Source organism: Paractinoplanes ferrugineus (assembly GCF_016862195.1).
In the GTDB taxonomy this organism is placed as follows: Bacteria; Actinomycetota; Actinomycetes; order Mycobacteriales; family Micromonosporaceae; genus Actinoplanes; species Actinoplanes ferrugineus.
The window spans coordinates 1-23,020 of record NZ_BOMM01000031.1 but is presented as its reverse complement, the minus strand read 5'-3'; the positions used below and the strand labels follow the sequence as shown (position 1 = coordinate 23,020).

Below are 23,020 nucleotides of genomic sequence, written 5' to 3'. Positions count from 1 at the left end.
CCGTGTCTCCCTGTTCATCTCTGCGCCCGCGGCGGGGGTTACCCGTCCGCGCGGCGAACCGCTGGGTCGCCGCGCCTGACCTGGGTGAGGTTGCCGCGCAGCGTTTCGGCGCGGGCCGAGACCCCGCCGGGGAGTGACGGCCCCCACGTTGACCCCGCTGGATCGGCGGCAGGCAACGGCGGCGGTGCCGTCGCCCTCATCCTGACAGAGAACGTGAGCCGGGTTACAGGTCGGCTCGATCACAGTCGGGAAATTTCCCAGTTACATGGCCGCCCGAATTTGTCCTGATAAGTGGTTTTCGTACGGTCACTTCCGTACGAATGGGCCGACTCCGCCGCTGCGGATGGCAGATCACTTCGTTCACTCCTGTGACCGAGACCGATCCATGTTGATCACTCCTAGGGAAGGGACGGCTGTGCCGCGTAACCCGGACGACGAGCCCACCGCGCCCCCTAAGGTCATGCGGAAGCGGCTAAATGGTGTCTACCGGGCTGATACCGGCTTTTCCGGACCAACCCGGCGGTACGTGCTCCTGGTGGCGCTGCTGGTCGGCCTCGCCTCGGTGCCGACCCTGGCCGCCATCACCGCCGGCTCCAACGAACTAGCCGGCGGCAAAAGCGACACACTGGACATCCCGATGTTGCCACCGGCCTCGCCGGGTCCGGTGCTCGGGTCCTCGCCCGCTCCGTCCTCGGTCTCGGGTTCGTCGACGGGGTGGTCTTCCGATCCGGTCGCAGGTTCCTCTGCTGACCCGTCTGCGGGCATGTCCTCGAGGCCGTCACCGAGTTCGTCCTCGAGCTCGTCTTCAGGGCCTTCTCCGAGTTCGCCGTTGGGCCCTTCTTCTTCTCCTCCTCCTCCTTCTGCTGCTGGCCCTTCGGGTTCGTCTTCGGGTTCGTCTGCGGACGGCGGAGATTTGCCGCAGTCTGATCTGCCGCCGTCGGTGCAAGGTGGGTCTGATGGGGCCGAGGCCGCGGTTCGCGCGGGGCGGCTCGTGGGTGAAACCAGCAAGCGTAAGGCGCGCTCTTCCGGGTCCCGGTCCAGCTCGGATGGCGCTGGGTCCGATCGGGCTGGGTCCGATCGGACCGGGTCTGGTGGCACTGGGTCTGGTGGCACTGGGTCTGGTGGGTCCGGCTCGAACGGGTCGAAATCTCACGCGCGCGGGCGACCGTCAGCGCCTGGGCCGTCTTCGGGTGGGCGGCCGTCTTCGGGTGACCGACCATCCACCCCTGGGCCGCCGTCTTCGGGTGAGCGGCCGTCTTCCGGGGGGCGGCCGCCTAGGGGTGAGCGGCCGCCGCCGGTCGGGCGATCTTCCTCGGGTGGGCGGCCGCCGTCGGTCGGGCGGCCGGGAACGCCGGGTCAGGCACCCGGCAAGCCGTTGCGGCCGGCGGACCCGTCGATGAGCGCGTTTCCGGCGTTGCCCGGAATGCGAACCCTGCCGGGTCTGCCGCATATCGGTGGTCAGAAGGGGGGCGAGCCCGGGTTCCTGCCGTCGTTCCCGTCAGACGAGCCGACCGATTCTGATTCCCCGCCGGGCTCGCCCTCCGACTCGCCGCCGAAGCAGCATTCCGGGTCGGATTCGCCGGATGACTCGGGACCGAACGCGCCGTCCGATCCGGACGGTTACGGCTCGGCGGGTCGGGGCGATGACTCGTCGTCCGATCGGCGGAAGCCGCCCCACTGGAAGAACCGGCCGTCCTGCCACGAACGTGGCAAATGTGGCATTCACGGCACCCGAGACTATCGTTCTGCCAAGTCTCGGCAACGCCCCTGCGAGGAAAGCACGCGCCGCCGGAAGCAGGTCCGATCCACCGTCAAGCACCGGTCCCCCGACCGGTCCGAGAACAGCCGGAGGTCAACCGTGACCGAACGCCCGCGTAATGTCCGACCCGCCAGCATCCTCGAGCGCAGCTACGCCTATCCGAGCGCGCCGGCCGGGCACAACCGTCGCCACCTCCCCGAAGCGTGGGGCGAGGAGAACCAGAGTGCTTACCGGGGCGCCCACCGGGCGAGCCAGCATCACGTCGACGGAACCGCGGCCCAGCGGCGCAGTTCGCGGGTCGGCCGGCACCACGCCGAGCCAAGTGACGACCTGAGCGGTCGCTGGTGACCGCTCAGGGTTCGTCGAGGCGGTAGCGGTTGGCCTCGATCCAGGCCTCGATGGCCTCGGTGTCGTCGGGGTCGACACCCTCGGAGATCAGCTGGGCCACCGCCGCGGTGGCCGGGCTGCGCCGTTCGCCGGTCGCGTAGAGCCGGGCGAACTCGGGGATCATCTCCTCGACCATGTCGGCGGTTTGGGTCGCGGCCGCCTCGGGCAGCGCACGCCGCCGGGTCGTGTAGGCCGACCAGGCCCGGGTCACCCGCGGAAGCATCGCGGCGTCGTCCATGTCGAGGACGGCGCGGCGGTGCACCCAGTCGAGCAGGAACAGGCCGGCCACGGCCGGACTCCACCGGAGCGGGTCGGCGCCGGGCAGGCTGGCCGCGTGGTCGAGCAGCAGGCTCAGGCAGAAGTGCAGCGACGCCACTTCTTCGTCGGCGTCCATCTTGTCCAGACCGTATTCGGCCGCCTCGGCACTGGCCAGGAAGTCGCGGGCCAGGTCGGAGTTGTTGGGCCGGGGCGGCTCGGACAGCGGCGGGATCGACGCCGACGGCAGAAGTGCGAGCCTCGCCGAGGCCAGTGCCCGGTCGGTGGCGAGGGAGCCGTCGGCGGGCAGATCGCTCAGGCCGTCGGTGATGGCCAGATGGCGGTCGACCTCGTCGCGCAGGCGGCCCGGGTCTTCCTCGCGGAACCAGGTCAGCTCGTCGCCGGCGCACATCTCGCGCACCTGCTGAAGGATGCGGGCGGCGTGCGAGCCGACGAACACGTCCTTGGTGATGCCGATGTTGTGGTCGACCAGGGCGACGACCGCGTGCTCGGGTCCGCCGTCGGCAGTGTCCTCGTAGGCGAACGTGACCAGGTAGGACGTCTGATCGCCGTACACGTCGCCGTAGGCGTAGCAGCCGGTCGGCCGGACCCGCCCGAGCTGGGCCGTCCACGACGGCGCTTGCGCGCCCCGCCGCACCTGCGCGGCGCCGGGGGCGTCGGGCACCAGCGTCGCGAAAACCTCGCGGATGGTGGTCGCCGAGGCTGTGCGGCGCCGGGTGGTGGCGGCGAGGAACTCGCTCACGAACTCGCGGACGGCTGCGGCACGGTCGTTCTCGGCGACCGCGTAGACGCTGCCGAGCAGCGCCGTGCCCAGCATTTCGGCGTCCAGTGCACACTCGAGTTTCGCCACGTCGCGGGCCGCGTGCAGCACCGCCTCGTACGGAGTCTGGGTTGCCGACATAGCGCGAGCGTACCGGGGCGGCGCCGTCCGGTGACTACTCCGAACGAACGGTCGTGAGAGCCTCCCGTGCCTGCGCGTACGCGTTGAGCACCTCCCGCACGGGAGCCACCACGTATTCCCGCGCGACCTCGGTGACGCCCGCCCGCAACTGCTGTTCGGCTCGGGCCCGCGCCCGGCGCGCGCCCCACTCGACGAGCGGTTTGAGCAGCAACCACAGCAGCACTCCGCCGAGCAGTCCCCCGAGCAGCAGCAACGTGGGCAGCGGGACCTCGCCGACCTTCGGGTGATGCAACTCAGGCAGGCCGAGGACCCGCACCCCGTAGCCGGAGAGCAGCCAGCCCAGGCCGAAGATCGCGGCGGCGACGAACAGCCACTGCAGGAGCCCGACACCGCGCCACCACAACGGGGTCCGGTTGGCCCCCACGTCGGTCTTGGCGACCGCCCGGTCGAGCGCGTCGGGCAGGTCGCCGAGGCGCGAGCGGGACGCGGCGGCCAGCGCCGGGGCCCAGATCGGCGGCAGCGGTGCCGCGGCCCGGCCGGCGACGGCCCGCACCGAGAGCCCGATCGCCGACTTCTGGGCGGCGTCCGCTTCGGGCAGCGAGGTGCGCGGCACGATGTCGGTGGAGACCGAGTCGGTCGGTGGCTTGTCGCTCATGTGCAGCCGGTGCAGCGGATCGGCGCGCAGTTTGCGGAGACCTCGCAGGACCGGCCAGCCGGTGGAGGCGGCGGCCCGGTGGCGGTAGGAACCGGCGGCGGCGTCGGCGACCGCGTTCACCCCGGCCGAGGCGGCGAGGGCGTCGGTGAGCTGCCGTACGGTGGCCCGGTCGACCTCGTCCTCGGCGGCCGGTGGGCCGATCATCTCGGTGAGCGGGACGCTCACCGATTCGAGGTCGCCGGCGAGGCGGCGCAGCGCGGCCTGCCGGTCGGCGACCGTCTTCTCCAGGGTTCCGCGCAGCTCGGCCAGCATGCCGGGCTGCTTGGCCGAGGTGGCCAGCACCGGTGCGCCGGAAAGGCCGTCCTCCTCGAGGAGACGGCGCAGGTCGCCGAGCACCGTCTCGGTGTCCTGGGTGGACAACCGGTCGGCCTGGTTGAGGACCACGATGGTGACGCCGGCGTGCGTACTGAACTGCGACAGGTAGGCCTGGTGCAGGATCCGGTCGCCGTACTTCTGCGGGTCGACCACCCAGATGATCTCGTCGACCAGGCCGAGGAGCCGGTCGACCTCGAGCCGGTGGCTGCGCTCGATCGAGTCGAAGTCGGGCAGATCGAGCAGCACGAGACCACGCAGGGCGGCCTCGTCGTCGCCGTCGAGAGCGCTCTCCCGGATGAAGCGTTGCCGAGGCAGCACCCCCACCCAGTCGAGCAGCCGGTTGGCCGGCTCCAGCGGACCCCAGACGCACGCGTGGGCGGCGCCGGTGGTCGGCCGGCGCACCCCGACCGGCGACAGCTTCAGCCGGGCGAGCGCGTTGAACAGACTCGACTTGCCGCTGCCGGTGCTGCCGGCGAGCGCCACCACGGTGTGGTCACGCGACAGCGCGAGACGGTTGCCCGCCCGCTCCACCAGCGTGTGCGCCGCCACCAGTTCGGCGTCGGGCAGATAGGGGTCGACCAGCCGCAGGAACTTGGCCAACGACTCCAGCCGTTGCACCAGGTCCTCGGCGTCGATCCGGCCGTCGGTGCTCGTCAATGCCGCGCGCACCTTCTCAACCAAGCTCATGTCGCGCTCCCGGTCAACGCGAGTTCGGCACGGGCCTTCTCCACATCGGCGGCGGCCCGGCGCAGGTCGGTGGCGGGCGCCAGGTCGAGACCGGTCGCCGCCGTACGTTCGGTGTAGCGGGCGGCCTCGGCATCCAGCAACTCACCCACCCGGAAGAGCAGATCCTCCCGGGCCCGGTTGGCCAGCCCGCGGATCGCCTGGTCGCCGAAGATCGCCTCGAGCACCTTCTGCGCCGCGACCGTGGTCCCGGCACCGACCGCGAACTCCAGCCCGGTCGGGATGAAGGCGGTCGAGGTGAAGACGGCGATCATCACGGCCAGGCCGGCGCCGTTCACCGCATAGGCGGCGCCCCGCGCGACAACCCGTTTCTCCGAACTCTGCTCACGCACCAGGCCCAGCACCCACTGCTGCCAGTCGCGCACCAGGCGATCGGCGCGCTGCGGCAGGTCGGCCGAGGCGCGCTGCAACTCCGGCTTCAGCAGGGCGGCGCCGGCCGGGTGCGCCTGCCATGCGGCGTACGCCTGTTCGGCCGCGTCCGTGGTCACCCCCCGAAGCAACGTGACCAGCTGCGACTCGAGTGCCGTCTGAAGATTGCGGCCCGGCATCGGACGACCGGTGATCGCCGCGAGCACCCGGTCGCGCAGTTGCCCCACCCGGTTCTCCAGGGTGCGCATGAACTCGCCGGTGCCGACGAACTCCTGCCAGCGGGCCAGCACCTCACCGCGCAGCAGTCGGCCGTCACGCAGCCCGTCGACCATCACCTGGCGGGCGTTGCGATAGGCGATCGTCACCCGCTCGTTCAGCGCGCCGGCGGCCACGGCCTGGTCGTCGGCGGCGTCGGCGAGGCCGGCCACGGCCGGGCCGAGCGCCGCCAGCGCGCCGTCCAACGTCTGCCGCACCACTGCCGAGCGCGCGCTCGCGTCGGCCGCCAGTTGCTTGAACCAGTCGTGCAGCGGCCCGATCGTGTCCTCGGCGATCAGGCCCTGGCCGTCGAGGGTGGTCTCGGGCAACACGAACAGCGGTGCCGCCCCGAGGTTGCGAGCCGTGAGCATCTCGCGCAGGTGGCTGGTCACTTCGGCGGCCGCCTCCGGAGGGACCCGGTCGAGCACGAGCGCGATCACGGTGCCTCGCAGCCGAGCCGTCGTGAGCAGCTCCCACGGCACGTTGTCGGCATAGCGCGCGGCCGTCGTCACGAACAACCACAGGTCGGCCGCCGCCAGCAGCTGAGCGGCCAGCTTCCGGTTGCCCTCGACCACCGAATCGATGTCGGGGGCATCAAGGAACGCGAGTCCGGCGCCGAGCGCCGGGGCGGAGACAATTTGCAGAGTACGAGGATCCGCGCTCGACTCGGGCGTGCGGACGAGCCCCGGAAGCAGCTGACCCTGGCGGAACCATGGCAGGTCGGACGGGTTGCTCACCAGCACCGGCGACCGGGTCGTCGGCCGGAGCACGCCGGCCGTGCTGACCGGCGTCCGCACCAGGCTGTTGACCAGGGTGGACTTGCCCGCCCCGGTGGACCCGCCGACCACCACGAGCAGGGGCGCGTCGAGCCGGGCGAGGCGCGGCAGAAGATAGTCGTCGAGCTGGGCGACAAGCGCGGCACCGACCCGGCGGGCCTCCTCCGCGGAGGGCATGACCAGCGGGTACGACGATCCGCCGATCGCCGCTCGAAGATTGCTGAGCGCCGTGGCGAGCTGTCCGACGGCAGCCGGCGGCTCGACCGGCGGCGTCTCCGTCCCGGACTCGCGCACACCGCCTGACTCACCCACAGTTCCAGCCTCGCGTACCACCGCAGCCTCGCGCGCCGTTTCCGGCTCGCGCACTACTTCAGCCTCGCGCGCCGTTTCCGGCTCGCGCACCGCGTCGGCCGCGTCGGCCGTTTCCGGCTCGGGGGCGGTGGTCGGCGTCGGTCGGGGAGCGGGTGTCGACGGCTCAGACTTCGGCTCGGCCGGGAGCGCCGTGGTCGGGTCGGGCTGCGGCTCGGGCGCACGCGTCGGCGCGGGCTGGAGTTCCGCGGTGGGCTGGGCGGCCGGTGGGGGCGCGGTGGCCGGTTTGTGCGCGACGGCGGGTTCGGGCTCGGCGGCCGCTGTGGGCTGCGACTCACTTTTGGCTGCCGGCTCTGCCGGTTCTGTGGCGGTTTCCCGGACGGATGACCTTTCGGTTACCGGCTGGTCGGAAGAGTCATCCGGCCCCGTCGAGGCCGCTTCCGGTGACTCGATCATGGTGGCTGGATCACTGTCCGCAACCGACTTGGCGCCCTCGGTGGGCGCCTCGTCGGTGGGATCGGGATGTGGCTGACGAGACACGACGGCTTCCGTAGGATCAGAGTGGTTGCCGGCATCGGTCGAAACCGTGCTTGTCAGGCCCTTTTCGTCCGATCCGGCGGGCTCTTTCTTAGCGGCGTCCACGGCGGTTGTGGCCGATGGACCGACCGCGTCACCGTGCGTCGTCACGGCTAAAGAGTGCCCGATCTATGCATGCAGTACAACAGGTGCCGGTATGCCGTGACCGTACAGCTATCTACCGAACTGCAGCGGTCGATGGATGCGCAGCAGTTGCGCCCACTTGGCTCAAGTTCGAGTTGACGACGAGCGCGCCCGTGGCATCATTGAGTCTGCTCCACTCAACCTTGTCTGGAAGTAAGAAGCGAGGACCACCATGGCACGTGCGGTCGGCATCGACCTCGGCACCACGAACTCCTGCGTCAGCGTTCTGGAAGGAGGCGAGCCCACCGTCATCGCCAACGCGGAGGGCTCCCGGACGACTCCGTCGATCGTGGCCTTCGCCCGCAACGGCGAGGTGCTCGTCGGCGAGGTCGCCAAGCGTCAGGCGGTGACCAACCCGGACCGGACCATTCGTTCGGTCAAGCGCGAGGTCGGCACGAACTGGTCGATCGACATCGACGGCAAGAAGTACACCCCGCAGGAGATCTCGGCGCGGGTCCTGATGAAGCTGAAGCGCGACTCCGAGGCCTACCTCGGTGAGACGGTCACGGACGCGGTCATCACCGTGCCGGCCTACTTCAACGACGCGCAGCGCCAGGCCACCAAGGAGGCGGGCGAGATCGCCGGCCTCAACGTCCTGCGGATCGTCAACGAGCCCACCGCCGCCGCTCTGGCCTACGGGCTGGACAAGGGCTCCAAGGAGCAGACCGTTCTGGTCTTCGACCTCGGCGGCGGCACCTTCGACGTCTCGCTGCTCGAGCTGGGCGACGGCGTTATCGAGGTCAAGTCGACCTCCGGTGACAACCACCTCGGTGGCGACGACTGGGACCAGCGGGTCATCGACCACCTGGTCAAGACGTTCCGCGGTGAGCACGGCATCGACCTGGGCGCCGACAAGATGGCCCTGCAGCGTCTGCGCGAGGCGGCCGAGAAGGCGAAGATCGAGCTGTCCGCGGCCAGCACCACGAGTATCAACCTGCCGTACATCACGGCCGGGCCGGACGGCCCGCTGCACCTGGACACGTCGCTGTCCCGGTCCGAGTTCCAGCGCATGACGCAGGACCTTCTCGACCGCTGCAAGGGCCCGTTCGAGTCCGCGATCAAGGACGCCGACGTCAAGCTCTCCGACATCGACCACGTCATCCTGGTCGGTGGCTCGACCCGCATGCCGGCGGTTGCCGACCTGGTCAAGGGCATGATCGGCCGGGAGCCCAACAAGGGCGTCAACCCGGACGAGGTCGTCGCGGTCGGTGCCGCGCTGCAGGCCGGTGTGCTGAAGGGCGAGGTCAAGGACGTCCTGCTCCTCGACGTCACCCCGCTGTCCCTGGGCATCGAGACCAAGGGCGGCATCATGCACAAGCTGGTCGAGCGCAACACGACCATCCCGGCGCACCGTTCCGAGGTCTACACCACGGCCGACGACAACCAGCCGTCCGTGCTGATCCAGGTCTTCCAGGGTGAGCGCGAGATGGCCGCCTACAACAAGAAGCTCGGCACGTTCGAGCTCAGCGGCATCGCGCCGGCTCCCCGCGGCGTCCCGCAGATCGAGGTCTCCTTCGACATCGACGCGAACGGCATCGTGCACGTGTCCGCCAAGGACCTGGGCACGGGCAAGGAGCAGAAGATGACGATCACCGGCGGCTCCGCGCTGCCGAAGGAAGACATCGAGCGCATGATGCGCGACGCTCAGGACCACGCGGACGACGACAAGAAGCGTCGCGAGGACGCGGAGACCCGCAACCTGGCCGAGCAGCTGCAGTGGCAGACCGAGAAGTTCCTGGCCGAGAGCGGCGACAAGCTGCCCGAGGAGAGCAAGAGCAAGATCGGCGAGGCGCTCGGCGAGCTCCGGGGCGCGCTCGGTGGTTCCGACATCGACAAGATCAAGTCGGCGCACGAGCGGCTGTCACAGGTCTCCCAGGAGGCCGGTTCCTTGCTCTACTCGCAGGGTGACGGCACGCAGGCGGCTCCGGGCGCCGACGGCACCCAGGCTCCGGGTGGCGCCACCGGCGCCGGCCCGTCCGCTGCCGCCGGTGGTCCCGCCGCCGGTGGTCCCGCTGGTGGCGCCGACGACGTCGTCGACGCCGAGATCGTGGAGGACGACAAGAAGTGACTGCCGCGGACGACGAGAACGACGGTCAGGCGACCGAGCGGGTCGTCATCCGGGACCGCCGCAAGATCGATGCCAAGTCCGACGACAAGGCGAAGGCCGACGCCGAGGACAAGGCGACCGGGGGTGCGCATCGCGCCGCCGAGCCGGAAGAGGGCGCCGAGCCCGGGGAGGCCGCCGAGACCAAGGCGGCCGCCCCGGCCCTCGGGGCCGAGCTCGAGGCCTTGCGCAACGAGCTCGACGAGCGGACCCACGACCTGCAGCGAGTGACCGCGGAATACGCCAACTACCGCAAGCGGGTCGACCGCGACCGGTCGGTGGCCGCCGAGCTCACCACCGGGGCGTTGCTCACCGCGTTGCTGCCGGTGCTCGACGACATCGATCGGGCCCGGGAGCACGGTGACCTGGTCGGCCCGTTCGCCTCGGTGGCGGAGTCGCTGACCGCGGTGACCGGCAAGCTCGGTCTCACCGGGTTCGGCGAGAAGGGCGACCCGTTCGACCCGAACCGGCACGAGGCGGTCGCACACCTCACGTCGGCCGACGTCACGGAGCCGACCTGCGTCGACGTGATGCGACGGGGCTACACCCTGGGCGAGCGGCTGCTGCGTGCGGCCATGGTCGCGGTGGCCGACCCGGAGTGATCTCACAGGCTCGTCCCGCCCACCGCGCCGCGGTGGGCGGGACTACCGCTAGGAGGAGGTGGACGCGATGAGCTCGAAGGACTGGCTCGAGAAGGACTTCTACGCTGTGCTGGGCGTGAACAAGTCCGCCTCAACCGACGAGATCAAGAAGGCGTACCGGAAGCTGGCGCGCGACCTTCACCCCGACCGCAACCCGGACAACCGGGAGGCGGAGGAGAAGTTCAAAGCCACGTCCGAGGCCTATGACGTGTTGTCCGACGACAAGAAGCGCAAAGAGTACGACGAGATGCGCTCCCTGTTCGGTTCGGGCGCGTTCCGACGGGGCGCCCGCTCGGGCCCGGGCGGCACGCAGTTCGACCCCTCCGACCTGTTCGGTGGGTTCTCCGGTGCGGGAGCCGGGGCCGGCAGCCCCGGTGATCGCCGATTCGGCGGGGCCGGCTTCTCCGACATATTCAGCTCGATCTTCTCCGGCGGTGGCCCGGGCGGCGGTGCCGCGGCCCGGCGTGGGCCACGTCGTGGCCGGGATGTCGAGACCGAGGTGACGCTCGACTTCGTGCAGGCGGTGAAGGGCACGACGTTGCCGCTGACGCTGCGGTCGGCCGGGGCGTGCGACACCTGCCATGGCAACGGCGCCAAGCCGGGCACCTCGCCACGCACCTGTCCGCAGTGTCACGGCAGTGGCCTGATCTCCCGTAATCAGGGCTCGTTCAGCTTCAGTGAGCCGTGCCGGGAGTGCCAGGGCGCGGGCACGATCGTCGACGAGAAGTGCCCCGAGTGCCGGGGCACGGGCGGGGTCACCAAGGCTCGGACGATAAACGTCCGGTTCCCCTCCGGGGTGGCCGACGGCCAGCGCATCCGGCTCTCCGGGCGCGGTGAGCCGGGCGATCGGGGCGGTCCGGCCGGTGACCTCTACGTGCAGGTCGCGGTGCGTCCGGACGACCTGTTCGGGCGCAGCGGGGACGACCTCACGTTGACCCTGCCGATCAGCATCGCCGAGGCGGTGCTCGGTGCCGACCTGCGGGTTCCGACGCTGGACGGCCCGGTGACGATGCGGGTGCCACCCGGCACCCCGAGCGGACGCAAACTGCGGGCCCGGGGCAAGGGCGTGGCCCGCAAGGACGGATTACCCGGCGACCTGATCGTCACGGTCGAGGTTCAGGTGCCGGACTCCGTCACGGGGGAAGCCCGAGACGCGCTGGAGCGTTTCGCCAAACTGACCCCGCCGGCCGGGCGGGACCGGCTTGAGGCGCGAGTGCGCCGAGGCGGTTAGCACCTGATCGGGAGGTGGCACATGTATGAAGAGATCCACATCTCCGTGGAGCAGGCCTCCGATGCGAAGGTCCTGATCATTTCGGTGGCCGCACGGCTGGCCGGCATGCATCCCCAGACGCTGCGCCAGTACGACCGGCTCGGCCTGGTGCAGGCCGGCCGGGCGGGTGGGGGCGGCCGGCGTTACAGCGAACGGGACGTGGCATTGCTGCGCGAGGTGCAGCGACTGAGCCAGGACGACGGCGTCAACCTGGCCGGCATCAAGCGCATCATCGGCCTCGAGCAGTTGGTTGCCGACCTGCAACACCGGATCGCCGAGTTGGAGCAGCAGCTCGACGACGCGTACACCCGGATGGCTCACATGGAAAGTCCGTACTCGACGCGCGACCTGGTTCGCCAGGAGGCCCCGTCGACAGCCCTGGTGGTCTGGCGCCCGCGCCGGTCCGCCGACAAGTAACTCCGGAGCGGCCCTTCCCAGCGTGGAAGGGCCGCTTTTTACTAGTCTCGCGAACATGTTCGTTACGAAGGCGTTCGTGTATGATCGGGAGTAACGACGAGGAGGCTGAGATGATCACGATTGTCGGAGCGGGACTGGGCGGGCTCATCCTGGCGCGGGTGCTCGACCGGCACGGCGTCAAGTCGGTGCTCTATGACCTGGATGCCTCGCCGCAGGCCCGGCACCAGGGCGGCATGCTCGACATGCACGTCGAGTCGGGGCAGATGGCGTTGCGGGCGGCGGGCCTGTTCGACGAGTTCCGCCGGAACGTGCTGACCGGCGGGGACGCCACCCGGGTGCTCGACAAGCACGCCACCGTGCTGTTCGACGACGCGGGCGACGACCAGCGGCCGGAGATCGACCGGGGTGCGCTGCGCGACCTGCTTCTACACTCGCTGCCCGACGGCACCGTGTGCTGGGACTCCCGCGTCACCGGGGTGCGGCCGGTCGCCGGCGGTCATGAGCTGAGCTTCGCCGATGGGCGTACGGAAATCTCGGAACTGCTGGTCGGCGCCGACGGCGCCTGGTCGAAGATCAGGGCATTGGTCTCCGCCGAGCAGCCGGTCTATTCGGGGTTGTCGTTCGTCGAGATCCGGCTGCCCGACGCCGCGAAGCACCCGGTGGTCGGCGCGGGGATGCTCTTCGCGCTCGACGACGAGCGCGGATTCCTCGCCCACCGGGAGCCGGACGGGGAGATCTGCGCCTACGTCGCGGTGAAGAAGCCGGCCGACTGGGCCGGTCACGAGGCGACCCGCGACGAACTGCTCGACCTGTTCGCCGATTGGCACCCCGACCTGCGCGCGCTCCTCACGGCGAGCGAAGGCGCGCTGCCCACCCGGCCGATCTACGCCCTGCCGGTGGGGCATCGCTGGTCGCGTACGCCGGGGGTGACGCTCGTCGGCGACGCCGCGCATCTGATGTCACCGTTCGCCGGCGAGGGTGCCAACCTGGCCATGCGGGACGGTGCCGAGCTGGCCCAGGCGATCGTCGCGCACCCGGGTGCCGTGGAGGACGCGCTCGCGGCTTACGAGGCCGCGATGTTTCCCCGAGCCCGCGCGGCCGCCGAGGAGTCGTCCGCCAATCTCGTCGAGCTGTTCGAGCCGAACGGTGCGCGCCGGCTGGCCGATCTGTTCCGGTCCTTCGCCGGCTGAGCCGTCAGCGGCCGAACATCCCGAGGCGGCGCGGGTGGCGGACCAGGCCGCCCTCGATCCAGTCGGAGTAGTCGAACGTCTCGGGGCGGCTCAACAGCACGCGGCAGTTGTGCGCCCAGATCGACATCGGCTCGTCGCCGACCTCCTCGGCCCGCTCGACGAACTTCTTGAGCCGGCGTTTGCGCTGGCCGGTCGCGTTCTGCCGGACTCCGTCGGCGGCGTAGATGTACATGCAGTGCAGCGCGAAGCGGCGCGCCGGGCACTGCCTGTCCATGGCCAGCTCGAACAGGGTCGGCGCGAGCACGTCACCGGAGATCAACAGATCCCAGTCGCCGGGCATGGCGTCGAGGGGGACGGACTCGGGTTGGTACGCCCACGCCTGCATCTCTTCAGGCCGGGGATCTACCGGGTTCGCGAACCCGTAGAAAGTCGACTCACGCACAGTCACGCCGCCGCCTACCAGAAAGTCCGGATAACACGTAGTTGTCGAGCCGGAACGGTAGCGCGCTCAATGTTCATGCGGAAGTGGTAGGGCGTCACAATCGGATACTGGTCAGTAGCTTTACGCAGTAATGGCCGTAATCAAGGTCACTCACCTGCGGGTACGGGGGTCGCCCGAGCCTGTGTCAGGGCCATCCGCCGCCGGACGAGGTTCTTGAACCAGGTGTAATCGGGAAGCCGCGCGAGCATCGGACCAGTGACGACGGTGATCAATACGTAAGCGGTAGCAAGGGGCGCCAGTCGAGGCTCCACCCCGGAGGCCACCGCGAGCCCGGCGATGACTACCGAGAACTCGCCTCGTGGCATCAGGGCGAGACCGGCCCGCAACCGGCCGGGCAGCGCGATGCCGACGCGGCGGGCGCCCAGGTAGCCGGTCAGGATCTTGGTCGACATGGTGATCACGGCCAGGCCGAGCGCGGGCAGCAGCACCGGCGGCATGTCGGCGGGGTCGGTGGACAGCCCGAAGAAGACGAAGAACACCGCCGCGAACAGGTCGCGCAGCGGTTCCAGCATCTGGGTGGCGTGGTGCGCGACCGGGCCGGAGAGCGCGATGCCGACAAGGAACGCGCCGACCGCGGCGGAGACCTTGAGCTCGGCCGCCACCCCCGCCACGAACAGGGTCAGGCCGAGCACGCTGAGCAGTAACGCCTCGGGGTCGCTCACCGACATGGCCTTGCTGATCGCGCTGCCGTACCGGATCGCCACGACCAGGACCGCGATCACCGTGACCACCGCGACGGCCAGCGCCTGGATCCCACCGACCAGGCCGACGCCGGCCAGCACGGCAGTGACCAGCGGCAGGTAGAACGCCATCGCCAGGTCCTCGATGACAAGCACCGACAGGATCACCGGCGTCTCCCGGTTGCCGAGCCGGCCCAGGTCGGCGAGCACCTTGGCGATCACGCCCGAGGACGAGACCCAGGTGATGCCGGCCAGCACCAGCGCGGCTCGCCAGTCCCAGCCCATCAGCAGCGCGAAACCGGCCCCGGGCAGGGCGTTGAGCAGGGCGTCGATCAGCCCGGCGGGGGCGGCCGCGCGCAGGTTGCCGACCAGCTCGGTGGCGGAGTATTCCAGGCCGAGCATGACCAGCAGCAGGATGACCCCGATCTCGGCGCCGACCTGGATGAACTCCTCGCTGGCCGAGAGCGGGATGACACCGCCGTGTCCGAAGGCGAGGCCGGCCAGGAGATAGAGCGGGATGGGCGAGAGGCCGATGGTGCGACCGAGCCGGCCGAGCATGCCGAGCGCGAAGAGCAGCGCGCCGACCTCGATGAGGAGGACCGTCGTACTGTGCATCGTCCGCCTTTAATTCTCGGGTTTTCCGCCGCGGGTGGGCACAGGGGGCCTAGTCGTCGTGCTCGCCGGCCAGGATGGCGGTGACGCCGTCCAGACCGTCGCGGGTGCCGACGGCGACGACCACGTCGTTCGCCTCGAAGACGAAGGACGGGCCGGGCGAGGCGATCACGTCGCGATCGCGCAGGACGGCCACGATCGATGCGCTGGTGCGGGTGCGGGCCCGGGTATCGCCGAGTTTGCGGCCCACGAAGAGCGAGCCGGCCGGGAGCGCGATCTGCTCGGTCAGCAGACCCGCGGCCTGCTGACGCAGGCCGGCGAGCTGACCGAGCATCAGCGAGGCGCCGAGCACGTCGGCCAGGGCCTCCGCCTCACCGTCGGTGAGCGGGATCGACGCCAGGCACGAGTCGGGGTCGTCCACGTCGTACAGCACCAGGTCGCGGCGGCCGTTGCGGTGGGAGACCACCCCGACCGTACGACCGGAGGAAGTCACCAGGTCATGGCGGACGCCGATTCCCGGCAGCGGAGTTTGTTCGACCCGTACACGCACGTCGTCAACCGTAACGGACTCGACGGGGGGCACTTCTCCATTATGGGCGATATGCCGGTTCTGCACCGGAGAATTGATCAGCCGCGGGCCGCGGGGCGGTCCACTTCCGGCGACCGCTCGCCAGCAGCAGGAGCAGACCCACCACACAGAGGGCCAGATTCATCCCGTACGCCAGCCGGAAGCCGAAGTGCTGAGCCAGGCCGAACAGTGGTGCCGCGATGATCTGGCTGATCGGGAACGTGTTGGTCACCATCGTCGTGGCCCGGCCCGGGTGGTCCGGCATCATGTCCTGCACGTACGCGATGCTCAGCGCGCCCACCGACGAGATGACCATGGCCTGCAGCACCTGAGCCGCTATGAGCACCCAGACGCTGGTCGTGACCACCACGATCGTGTGGTACGCCACGCCGCAGGCGACGCCCACGAAGATCAGTCGGCGTACCGGGATCCTGGTGGTCAACGCGCCGAGCGCCAGCATCATCGGGATCTCCACCGCCGCACAGACGCCGAGGACGAGGCCGGCCTGCCTGATCGAGCCGCCCAGGTCGTCGCTCACGAACAGTGGCATGGCCTGGACGTTCAGGGTCGACGCGGTGGTCACCGCGGTGAAGCTCGCGATGATCAGGAGGAGCGTGCGCGGGCGGACCGTCGCGGTGCCGCGCGTCTCGACCTCGGCGACGCCGACGGCCGGCTGCGGCACGCGGGGCAGCCAGCCGACGATCAGCAGGGCACCGACCAGGTAGAGGGCCGCGGCCAGGCCGTACGTCCAGCCGAAGCCGTGCGCCGCCAGCACGACGGCGGCGATCGGCGGACCACCCACCCAGGCGGCCGAGAAGACCGTGCGGAGCGCGCTGATCCCGAACGCCGCCCGGCCCGGTTCGCCCTGCTGGAGCACCTGACGTGCGTACGCGAAGCTCTGTGGGAAGAGCGCCCCGGCAACCGCGGTGAGCGTGACGGTGACCGCGAGGACCGCCCAGTAGTTCTGGAAGAGCGCGGTCAGCGCGGTGCCGGCGGCGCCCGCGAGGGCCGCCCCGATGAGCAGCTGGCGCCGGATCGGCCGGCGGTCGGACACCCGCCCGATCAGCCACGAGACGACGACGCCGGAGATCGGCGCGACGGTCAGGAAGACGGTGGTCGCCACCGGCCCGGCGTGCAGTCCGTCCGCCAGGAAAAGTGCCAGGTAGGGGCCGACGAACGAGGTCGCGAGGCCGACCACGATGAAGATCAGGGAAAGAGGCAGGAACCGGCGGAGCACGTGTCCCAACGTTACGGCGCGGCACGCACCGGGCTGGGGTGGTCGTGTCGGGCATCACGACAGATCCCGGATCGGCGTTGTCGACATGGACGGCGCGGCATAGAGTTGAGCGGCACAGGCTCAAGTTTTGCAGGGGAGCTCATGAACGCCGAACGTTTGACCACCAAGAGCCGCGACGTCATCACCGGCGCGGTCGCCGACGCGGGTCGCCGGGGGCACGCCACGGTCGAGCCGTGGCACCTTCTGCTTTCGCTGTTGGACACCGGCGGCTCCACCGCTCCCGCGCTGCTGCGCGCGGTCGGAGCGAATCCCGCGGACGTCCGCCGGGTCGCGGTCCGCGCCATCGAGCAGTTGCCCTCGGCCCGCGGGTCCAGCACCGCCGAGCCCTCGCTCTCCCGCGAGTTCGTCAACGCCATCGGTGAGGCCGAGCTGATCGCCCAGCCGCTGGGCGACGAATACGTCTCGACCGAGCACCTGCTGGCCGGCCTGGCCCGGGGCGGCGGCGCGGTGAGCCGGTCCCTCAAGGACGCCGGCGCCACCGAGGAGTCGCTGGTGGCGGCGTTCCCGCAGGTCCGTGGGGGCGAGCGGCGGGTGACCACGCCCGACGGCGAGCAGACCTACCAGGCGCTGGAGAAATACAGCGTCGACCTGACCGCCCAGGCCCGCGACGGCAAGATCGACCCGGTGATCGGCCGGGACGCCGAGATCCGCCGGGTCGTGCAGGTGCTGTCCCGCCGCACCAAGAACAACCCGGTGCTGATCGGTGAGCCGGGCGTCGGCAAGACCGCCATCGTCGAGGGCCTCGCCCAGCGCATCGTGGCGGGCGACGTGCCCGAGACGCTGCGCGACAAGAAGCTGGTCTCGCTCGACCTCGGGGCCATGGTGGCCGGCGCGCAATACCGCGGCCAGTTCGAGGAGCGCCTCAAGAGCGTCCTCGAGGAGATCCGCGGGTCCAACGGCCAGGTCGTCACGTTCCTCGACGAGCTGCACACGGTCGTCGGCGCGGGCAAGGGCGAAGGCTCGATGGACGCCGGCAACATGCTCAAGCCGATGCTCGCCCGCGGTGAGCTGCGCATGGTCGGTGCCACCACCCTCGACGAATACCGCGAGCACATCGAGAAGGACCCGGCCCTCGAGCGGCGGTTCCAGCCGGTGGTCGTCGGCGAGCCGACGGTCGAGGACACGATCGGCATCCTGCGCGGGCTCAAGGGTCGCTACGAGGCCCACCACCGCGTGCAGATCACCGACGCCGCCCTGGTCGCCGCGGCCTCGCTGTCCGACCGCTACATCAGCGACCGGTTCCTGCCCGACAAGGCGATCGACCTGATCGACGAGGCCGCCTCCCGCCTCCGCATGGAGATCGACTCCCGCCCGGTCGAGCTCGACCAACTCCAGCGCCAGGTCGACCGGATGCGTGTCGAGAAACTCGCACTGGAAAAGGAGACCGACCCGGCCTCGCGTGATCGGCTGGCCAACCTCGATCGTGCCCTCGCCGACCGTGAGGAGGAGCTGACCGCGCTCAACGCCCGGTGGGAACGCGAACGTGGCGGCCTCAACCGGGTCGGTGAGCTGAAGAAGCGCCTCGACTCCACGCGCGCGGAGCTGGAGCGGGCGCAGCGCGACGCCGAGTGGGAAAAGGCCTCCCGCCTGCAATACCAGGAGATCCCGGCGCTCGAGCAGGAGCTGGCCACCGCCGCCGCGGCCGACGAGGAGGAGAAGACCGAGCCGCCGATGGTCAAGGAGGAGGTCGGCGCCGACGACATCGCCGAGGTCATCTCCTCGTGGACCGGCATCCCGGCGGGCCGGATGATGGAGGGCGAGACCACCAAGCTGCTGCGCATGGAGGAGTCGCTGGCGGCCAGCGTCATCGGCCAGCGCGAGGCGGTCGCCGCCGTCGCCGGTGCGGTTCGCCGGGCCCGGGCCGGCATCGCCGACCCCGACCGGCCGACCGGCAGCTTCCTCTTCCTCGGCCCCACCGGTGTCGGCAAGACCGAGCTGGCCAAGGCCCTCGCCGGGTTCCTCTTCGACGACGAGCGGGCGATGGTCCGCATCGACATGAGCGAGTACGGCGAGAAGCACTCCGTGGCCCGTCTCGTCGGGGCGCCGCCCGGCTATGTCGGCTACGAGGAGGGCGGGCAGCTCACCGAGGCGGTGCGGCGCCGGCCGTACAGCGTGGTGCTGCTCGACGAGGTGGAGAAGGCCCACCCCGATGTCTTCGACGTGCTGCTCCAAGTGCTCGACGACGGCCGGCTCACCGACGGGCAGGGCCGCACCGTCGACTTCCGCAACGCGATCCTGGTGCTGACGTCCAACCTCGGCTCCCAGGCCGCCGACTTCACCATGGGCGACGAGGAACGCCGCGACGAGGTGCTGGCGGTGGTGCGGGCGCATTTCAAGCCGGAGTTCATCAACCGGCTCGACGACATCGTGGTGTTCCACGCGCTCACCAAGGGCGACCTGGCGGCGATCGTCGACATCCAGCTCGGGCGGCTGCGCACCCGGCTGGCCGAGCGGCGACTGCGGCTCGAGGTCTCTCCCACGGCGGTCGACTGGCTCGGCGAGCACGGCTACGACCCGATCTACGGTGCCCGGCCGCTGCGTCGGCTCGTGCAGTCGTCGATCGGTGACCTGCTGGCCAAGGCGCTGCTGGCGGGCGACATCCGCGACGGCGACACCGTCCGGGTCGACCTGAGCGACGGCAAGGACGGCCTCTCGGTCACCCGCGGCTGAGATCCGCTCATGCGAAAGGCCCCGGGTTCTCCGGGGCCTTTCGTCTTGCGCCTAGTGCGTCGCTGTCCGCTGTCGGTAGGCGTGCGTCATGAGTATGTCGGTGACATGGTGCTCGCCCTCGTCGGACCAGATCCTGATGCCGTCTCGATGGAGCTCATATCGCACGTCCTTGAAGCGGGTGCGGGTGTCGTCATGATGGACGACAGTCAACGTGTCAGCGTGGGGCATGTGGGACTCACCGGTCCTTAAGTCTGAGGCAGCCGCGGTGTGGTCACGCGGCTTGCGTATCGGGACAGTTGCCCGGCCACGGTCTGCCTCGGCCCCTTTTCGGCGGGGCGGGCGACTCGTGTGGGCAGGTGGCGTCGCCGGAGGTCTCTGCTGCCAGGTCGGCGCCACGGATGGAAGTGTAGGGGCCTCGTTCGCCCCGTGTCGCCCCCTGAACGAGCGACCATTTTCCGGATATTTCATCCATTAACGTCTGATGTTGCCACAGCGCGCCGCCGCGCGTAGCGCGGTCGCGGATGAGGCGCGAGCCCGATACCGTGAGCGTCGATCAAGAATGGGGGATTCGTGACCGTTCCCAATTTTTCCGTACCTGACAGCCCCGCAGCGCGGCCCCGCCCCACCGTCGTGACCGCCGCGTCCTACCTTCTCTACCTGGTGGCCGTCCTCGAAGTGATCAGCGCGATCATCGCGTTCTCGATCATCGGGACGGTCTCCGACGCCCTCAAGGACGTCTACGCCGGCACAGCACTCTCCGACTCCAGTGAGACGATCATCAAGGCGTCCTACTCCGTCGGTGCGGTGCTGGCCCTGCTGCTCGCCGCCGGCTTCGCGATCCTCGGCTACTTCGACGGCCGCGGTAAGAACGGTGCCCGCATCACCACCTGGGTGATCGGTGGCATCGCGCTCTGCTGCTTCGGCGCCGGTCTCGGTGGCAACGCCGTCTCCAGTTCGCTGGGCGGCAGCAGCGGCACCACCGGCGGGCCCACCTCCGACGAGGTTCAGCGCCGGGTCGAGGACGCCCTGCCCTCCTGGTACACCCCGGTGAGCACGGCCGTCTCGGTGATCTCGCTGCTCGCGCTCCTCGCCGTGATCATCCTGCTGGCGCTGCCGAAGTCCAACGAGTTCTTCCGCAAGCAGCCGGCGACCGGGTGGGACCCGCAGGCGGGCTACCCGCCGTACCCGGGCCAGCCCCCTTACCCGCAGACCGGCCAGCCCTCTTACCCGCAGCCGGGGCAGGCTCCCTACCCCCAGCCGGGGCAGGGCCAGTACCCGCAGCCGGGGCAGCCGCCCTACCCGCCGTCGGGTCAGCCGCCCTACTCGCCGCCCTCGGGTGGTCAGCCGCCGTACCCCGGTCAGCAGCCCCCGCCGGGTGGTCTTCCGCCCTATCCCGGTCAGCAGCCGCCGGAGCAACCCCCCAATCCGCCCACCAACCCGTCCTGAACCTCCCAACACGGTAGGTTCGGGCCAACGGATCACCGTGGGGAGTCGTCGATGTCGTACCCAGCACTGCCGCCGCCGCCCGCCGTCGCACCACCTTCACCGGCCGGGCGGCCGCCGGCGGTGTCCGCCGCCGCCATCCTGCTCTGGGCGATGGCCGGCATCGGGCTGATCTATGCGATCACCACCATGTCGGTGGCGCCCGGCACAGTGAGCCGCTTCCGCGACGTCACCCGAGGTGGCGGTCTGGGCAGCGCGACAGACCCCGACACGTACGTCGGTGTGGTCTGGCTCGGTGCGGCAATCGCCCTGGTCCTGGCCATCATCGTGTTCGCCCTCTTCATCGTGCTGGGGATAGCCCTGCGCCGAGGCAGCAACACAGCCCGGATCGCCACCCTCGTCGTGTGCGCCATCGGCGTCCTGGCCGGCGCCGGCACCCTGATCACCCTCGGCGTCCAGCGCGGCGGCGACTCGGTGGCCTCCTCGGTCGGACAACGCCTGACCGACGCCTACCCGAGCGGCTGGCTCGGCGCCAACATCTCCCTGGCCGTCGCCCAGATCATCGCCTACCTTCTGGTAGCCGTCCTGATCCTGGCCGCCCCCCGAGTCTTCTTCCGCCGCGCCGCGGCCACCGCGCCCGCGCCCGAGCTGGCGCCGCAGTACGGAGCCCCTTACCCGGGCCCCTACCCGACCGGCCCGGCTTCGATGCCGGCTTCCGCCCCGCCCGCCTACGGTCCTTACGGGTACGCGCCCGCGTCGGCCCCGCCCGCTTCCGCTCTATCCGCGTCGGCCCCGCCCGCCGCCGGCCCCTACCCGCCGCTGCCTCCCGGTTACGCCGGCCCCTACGCACCCCAGGGTGAGCCGGGTCAGCCCGCTCCCGGGTTGCCGCCCTACCCGGGCCAGCCGGCGCCGCCCCCGGCCCAGCCAGGCGCGGTGGCCCCGGTGTCGGGCCCCTACCCGGGTCCGGCGGGCTACCCGAACTTCTCCCCTTACCCCGGCGGCCCGGGCGCTTCGCCTTATCCCGGCAACCCTGGGCAGGGCGCTTCGCCTTACCCCGGCGGTCCTGGCTCTGGGGGTTCGCCTTACCCGGGTGGGCCCACGCAGGGAGCTGTGCCCTATCCCGGTGGGCCCGGATATCCCGGCGCGGTTGCTCCTGGGTCCGCGCCCTATCCCGGTGCGCCGGCGCCCGGGTCTGCGCCGTATCCGGGGTCGGAGATGCCGGGTGCTGCGTCGCATCCCGGTTCGGCGGTGCCTGCCTCGGGTGGGTGGCCCGCTTACCCCGGGCAGCAGGCTCCCTATCCAGGTCAGCCGATGCCCGCCGGGTTCCCGCCTTACCCCGGGCAGCCGGGTGGCTACGGACCCGGCTATCCCGCTGGTCCCGGTCCCGCGGCCGGACCTGGATATCCGGCCGGACCTGGATATCTGGCTGGGCCCGACTATCCAGCTGGGCCTGCGCATCCAGCGGCGCCGGCTAGCGCCGAGCAAGCCGCCGTTTGGGGTCGACCGCCGGCGGATGCTGGTCCGCCGCCGAGCCCCTCGAGCAATGACAGCGCTTCCGAGCCGTCGCCGGTCGGCCAGCCTCAGCCGGCCGGGCCCGCGCCGGCCAATCCCTGGGCGAGCCCGCCGGCAAGCGCACCGGCAGGCCCGCCATCCGGCCCTCCGGCGAGCCCTCTGGGGGCGGCGGCCAGTCCTGGGACGGGTGCTCCTGGGATAGGTGCTTCTGGGACAGGCGACCGTGCGGTAGCTGCTGCCGAAGCGGACGGTGCCGCAGAGGGCGGGTCGGCCGTCGGCGGGTTCGGCGGGGCCGAATCGGTCGACGGCGGTGCGGAAGGCTCGGGAGTTGATCGGGTCGGAGCGGCGACAGAGGAAGAAGCTGCCTCGCACCTGGAAGCGCCGGCCGAGACGCCCCCGAGTTCGACCCCGCCCACCGAGGGCGAGGGAAAGACAGCGGCTTCTCAGGGCAAGAACGACGACAAATACTGGTCGCGCCCGATGGAGTAGATCAGGGCATGAGGATGCCTTGATCTACGAGGCGACCGGAGCCGTCCGGGTCCTGGTCCCCACTTACGACCGCACCGCACCGGCCCGGCCCGGCCCGCA

At 70.6% G+C, this 23,020-nt stretch carries 16 protein-coding genes; 8 read left to right on the top strand and 8 right to left on the bottom strand.

Going from position 1 to position 23,020, the window contains the following annotated elements:
- The first annotated feature begins 1,858 nt into the window (after positions 1-1,858).
- Positions 1,859-2,107: a hypothetical protein gene (locus tag Afe05nite_RS17705; protein WP_203818229.1), complete on the top strand. Its 249-nt coding sequence runs from the start codon at positions 1,859-1,861 to the stop codon at positions 2,105-2,107.
- Positions 2,108-2,111: 4 nt separating this feature from the next.
- Here Afe05nite_RS17705 and Afe05nite_RS17700 read toward each other — a convergent pair whose 3' ends face one another.
- Genes Afe05nite_RS17700 through Afe05nite_RS17690 form a run of 3 tightly spaced genes read right to left on the bottom strand, consistent with a single transcriptional unit; the run spans position 2,112 to position 6,674 of the window.
- Positions 2,112-3,323 carry a hypothetical protein gene (locus Afe05nite_RS17700; protein ID WP_203818228.1) on the bottom strand — a complete coding sequence of 404 codons (1,212 nt, stop codon included), beginning with the start codon at positions 3,321-3,323 and terminating at the stop codon, positions 2,112-2,114.
- Between the two features lie 34 nt (positions 3,324-3,357).
- Positions 3,358-5,040 carry a GTPase family protein gene (locus Afe05nite_RS17695; RefSeq protein WP_203818227.1) on the bottom strand — a complete coding sequence of 561 codons (1,683 nt, stop codon included), beginning with the start codon at positions 5,038-5,040 and terminating at the stop codon, positions 3,358-3,360.
- Positions 5,037-6,674 (bottom strand): GTPase domain-containing protein, encoded by a 1,638-nt coding sequence (locus Afe05nite_RS17690; protein WP_239117922.1) that lies wholly within the window; start codon positions 6,672-6,674, stop codon positions 5,037-5,039. The genes Afe05nite_RS17695 and Afe05nite_RS17690 overlap by 4 nt, the downstream gene beginning before the upstream one ends.
- Before the next feature lie 1,024 nt (positions 6,675-7,698).
- On the opposite strand from Afe05nite_RS17690, the gene dnaK reads away from it, so the two are divergent.
- The 5 genes from dnaK to Afe05nite_RS17665 all read left to right on the top strand — a co-directional run bounded on the left by dnaK (position 7,699) and on the right by Afe05nite_RS17665 (position 13,148).
- Positions 7,699-9,594: a molecular chaperone DnaK gene (dnaK, locus tag Afe05nite_RS17685; protein WP_203818226.1), complete on the top strand. Its 1,896-nt coding sequence runs from the start codon at positions 7,699-7,701 to the stop codon at positions 9,592-9,594.
- On the top strand, positions 9,591-10,232 hold the full coding sequence (grpE, locus tag Afe05nite_RS17680) for a nucleotide exchange factor GrpE (RefSeq protein WP_203818225.1): 642 nt from the start codon (positions 9,591-9,593) through the stop codon (positions 10,230-10,232). The genes dnaK and grpE overlap by 4 nt, the downstream gene beginning before the upstream one ends.
- A 67-nt stretch (positions 10,233-10,299) precedes the next feature.
- Positions 10,300-11,502, top strand: coding sequence for a molecular chaperone DnaJ (dnaJ, locus tag Afe05nite_RS17675; RefSeq protein ID WP_203818224.1), 1,203 nt, complete (start codon positions 10,300-10,302; stop codon positions 11,500-11,502).
- A gap of 21 nt (positions 11,503-11,523) precedes the next feature.
- On the top strand, positions 11,524-11,958 hold the full coding sequence (locus Afe05nite_RS17670) for a heat shock protein transcriptional repressor HspR (protein WP_203818223.1): 435 nt from the start codon (positions 11,524-11,526) through the stop codon (positions 11,956-11,958).
- A 110-nt stretch (positions 11,959-12,068) separates the two neighbouring features.
- The gene (locus tag Afe05nite_RS17665) at positions 12,069-13,148 is read left to right on the top strand and encodes an FAD-dependent oxidoreductase (protein WP_203818222.1); all 1,080 of its coding nucleotides are present in this window, start codon (positions 12,069-12,071) and stop codon (positions 13,146-13,148) included.
- Positions 13,149-13,152: 4 nt separating this feature from the next.
- Here Afe05nite_RS17665 and Afe05nite_RS17660 read toward each other — a convergent pair whose 3' ends face one another.
- From Afe05nite_RS17660 to Afe05nite_RS17645, 4 genes are all read right to left on the bottom strand, one after another.
- Positions 13,153-13,596: a hypothetical protein gene (locus Afe05nite_RS17660; RefSeq protein ID WP_203818221.1), complete on the bottom strand. Its 444-nt coding sequence runs from the start codon at positions 13,594-13,596 to the stop codon at positions 13,153-13,155.
- Between the two features lie 140 nt (positions 13,597-13,736).
- Positions 13,737-14,945: a cation:proton antiporter gene (locus Afe05nite_RS17655; RefSeq protein ID WP_203818220.1), complete on the bottom strand. Its 1,209-nt coding sequence runs from the start codon at positions 14,943-14,945 to the stop codon at positions 13,737-13,739.
- Between the two features lie 49 nt (positions 14,946-14,994).
- Positions 14,995-15,492 (bottom strand): cation:proton antiporter regulatory subunit, encoded by a 498-nt coding sequence (locus Afe05nite_RS17650; RefSeq protein ID WP_203818219.1) that lies wholly within the window; start codon positions 15,490-15,492, stop codon positions 14,995-14,997.
- Positions 15,493-15,532: 40 nt separating this feature from the next.
- A complete protein-coding gene (locus Afe05nite_RS17645; RefSeq protein ID WP_239117919.1) occupies positions 15,533-16,747 on the bottom strand; it encodes a sugar efflux transporter in 1,215 nt (404 codons plus the stop codon).
- A 141-nt stretch (positions 16,748-16,888) separates the two neighbouring features.
- Between Afe05nite_RS17645 and clpB the strand changes: the two genes are divergently transcribed.
- A complete protein-coding gene (clpB, locus tag Afe05nite_RS17640; protein WP_203818217.1) occupies positions 16,889-19,477 on the top strand; it encodes an ATP-dependent chaperone ClpB in 2,589 nt (862 codons plus the stop codon).
- Positions 19,478-20,047: 570 nt separating this feature from the next.
- Complete coding sequence (locus Afe05nite_RS17635; protein ID WP_203818216.1) at positions 20,048-20,923, top strand: hypothetical protein; 876 nt, start codon at positions 20,048-20,050, stop codon at positions 20,921-20,923.
- A 32-nt stretch (positions 20,924-20,955) separates the two neighbouring features.
- Here Afe05nite_RS17635 and Afe05nite_RS44570 read toward each other — a convergent pair whose 3' ends face one another.
- Entirely contained in the window at positions 20,956-21,084 is a 129-nt protein-coding gene (locus tag Afe05nite_RS44570; RefSeq protein ID WP_275407482.1) for a hypothetical protein, read from the bottom strand.
- Positions 21,085-23,020 lie beyond the last annotated feature (1,936 nt).

Bases quoted from the DNA above. Each gene is read 5' to 3' on its own strand.
- Afe05nite_RS17700 (WP_203818228.1), bottom strand. From the start codon at position 3,323: ATGTCGGCAACCCAGACTCCGTACGAGGCGGTGCTGCACGCGGCCCGC.
- Afe05nite_RS17695 (WP_203818227.1), bottom strand. From the start codon at position 5,040: ATGAGCTTGGTTGAGAAGGTGCGCGCGGCATTGACGAGCACCGACGGC.
- Afe05nite_RS17690 (WP_239117922.1), bottom strand. From the start codon at position 6,674: ATGCCCTCCGCGGAGGAGGCCCGCCGGGTCGGTGCCGCGCTTGTCGCC.
- dnaK (WP_203818226.1), top strand. From the start codon at position 7,699: ATGGCACGTGCGGTCGGCATCGACCTCGGCACCACGAACTCCTGCGTC.
- dnaJ (WP_203818224.1), top strand. From the start codon at position 10,300: ATGAGCTCGAAGGACTGGCTCGAGAAGGACTTCTACGCTGTGCTGGGC.
- Afe05nite_RS17670 (WP_203818223.1), top strand. From the start codon at position 11,524: ATGTATGAAGAGATCCACATCTCCGTGGAGCAGGCCTCCGATGCGAAG.
- Afe05nite_RS17665 (WP_203818222.1), top strand. From the start codon at position 12,069: ATGATCACGATTGTCGGAGCGGGACTGGGCGGGCTCATCCTGGCGCGG.
- Afe05nite_RS17655 (WP_203818220.1), bottom strand. From the start codon at position 14,945: ATGCACAGTACGACGGTCCTCCTCATCGAGGTCGGCGCGCTGCTCTTC.
- clpB (WP_203818217.1), top strand. From the start codon at position 16,889: ATGAACGCCGAACGTTTGACCACCAAGAGCCGCGACGTCATCACCGGC.
- Afe05nite_RS44570 (WP_275407482.1), bottom strand. From the start codon at position 21,084: ATGCCGGCCATCGCCCAGAGCAGGATGGCGGCGGCGGACACCGCCGGC.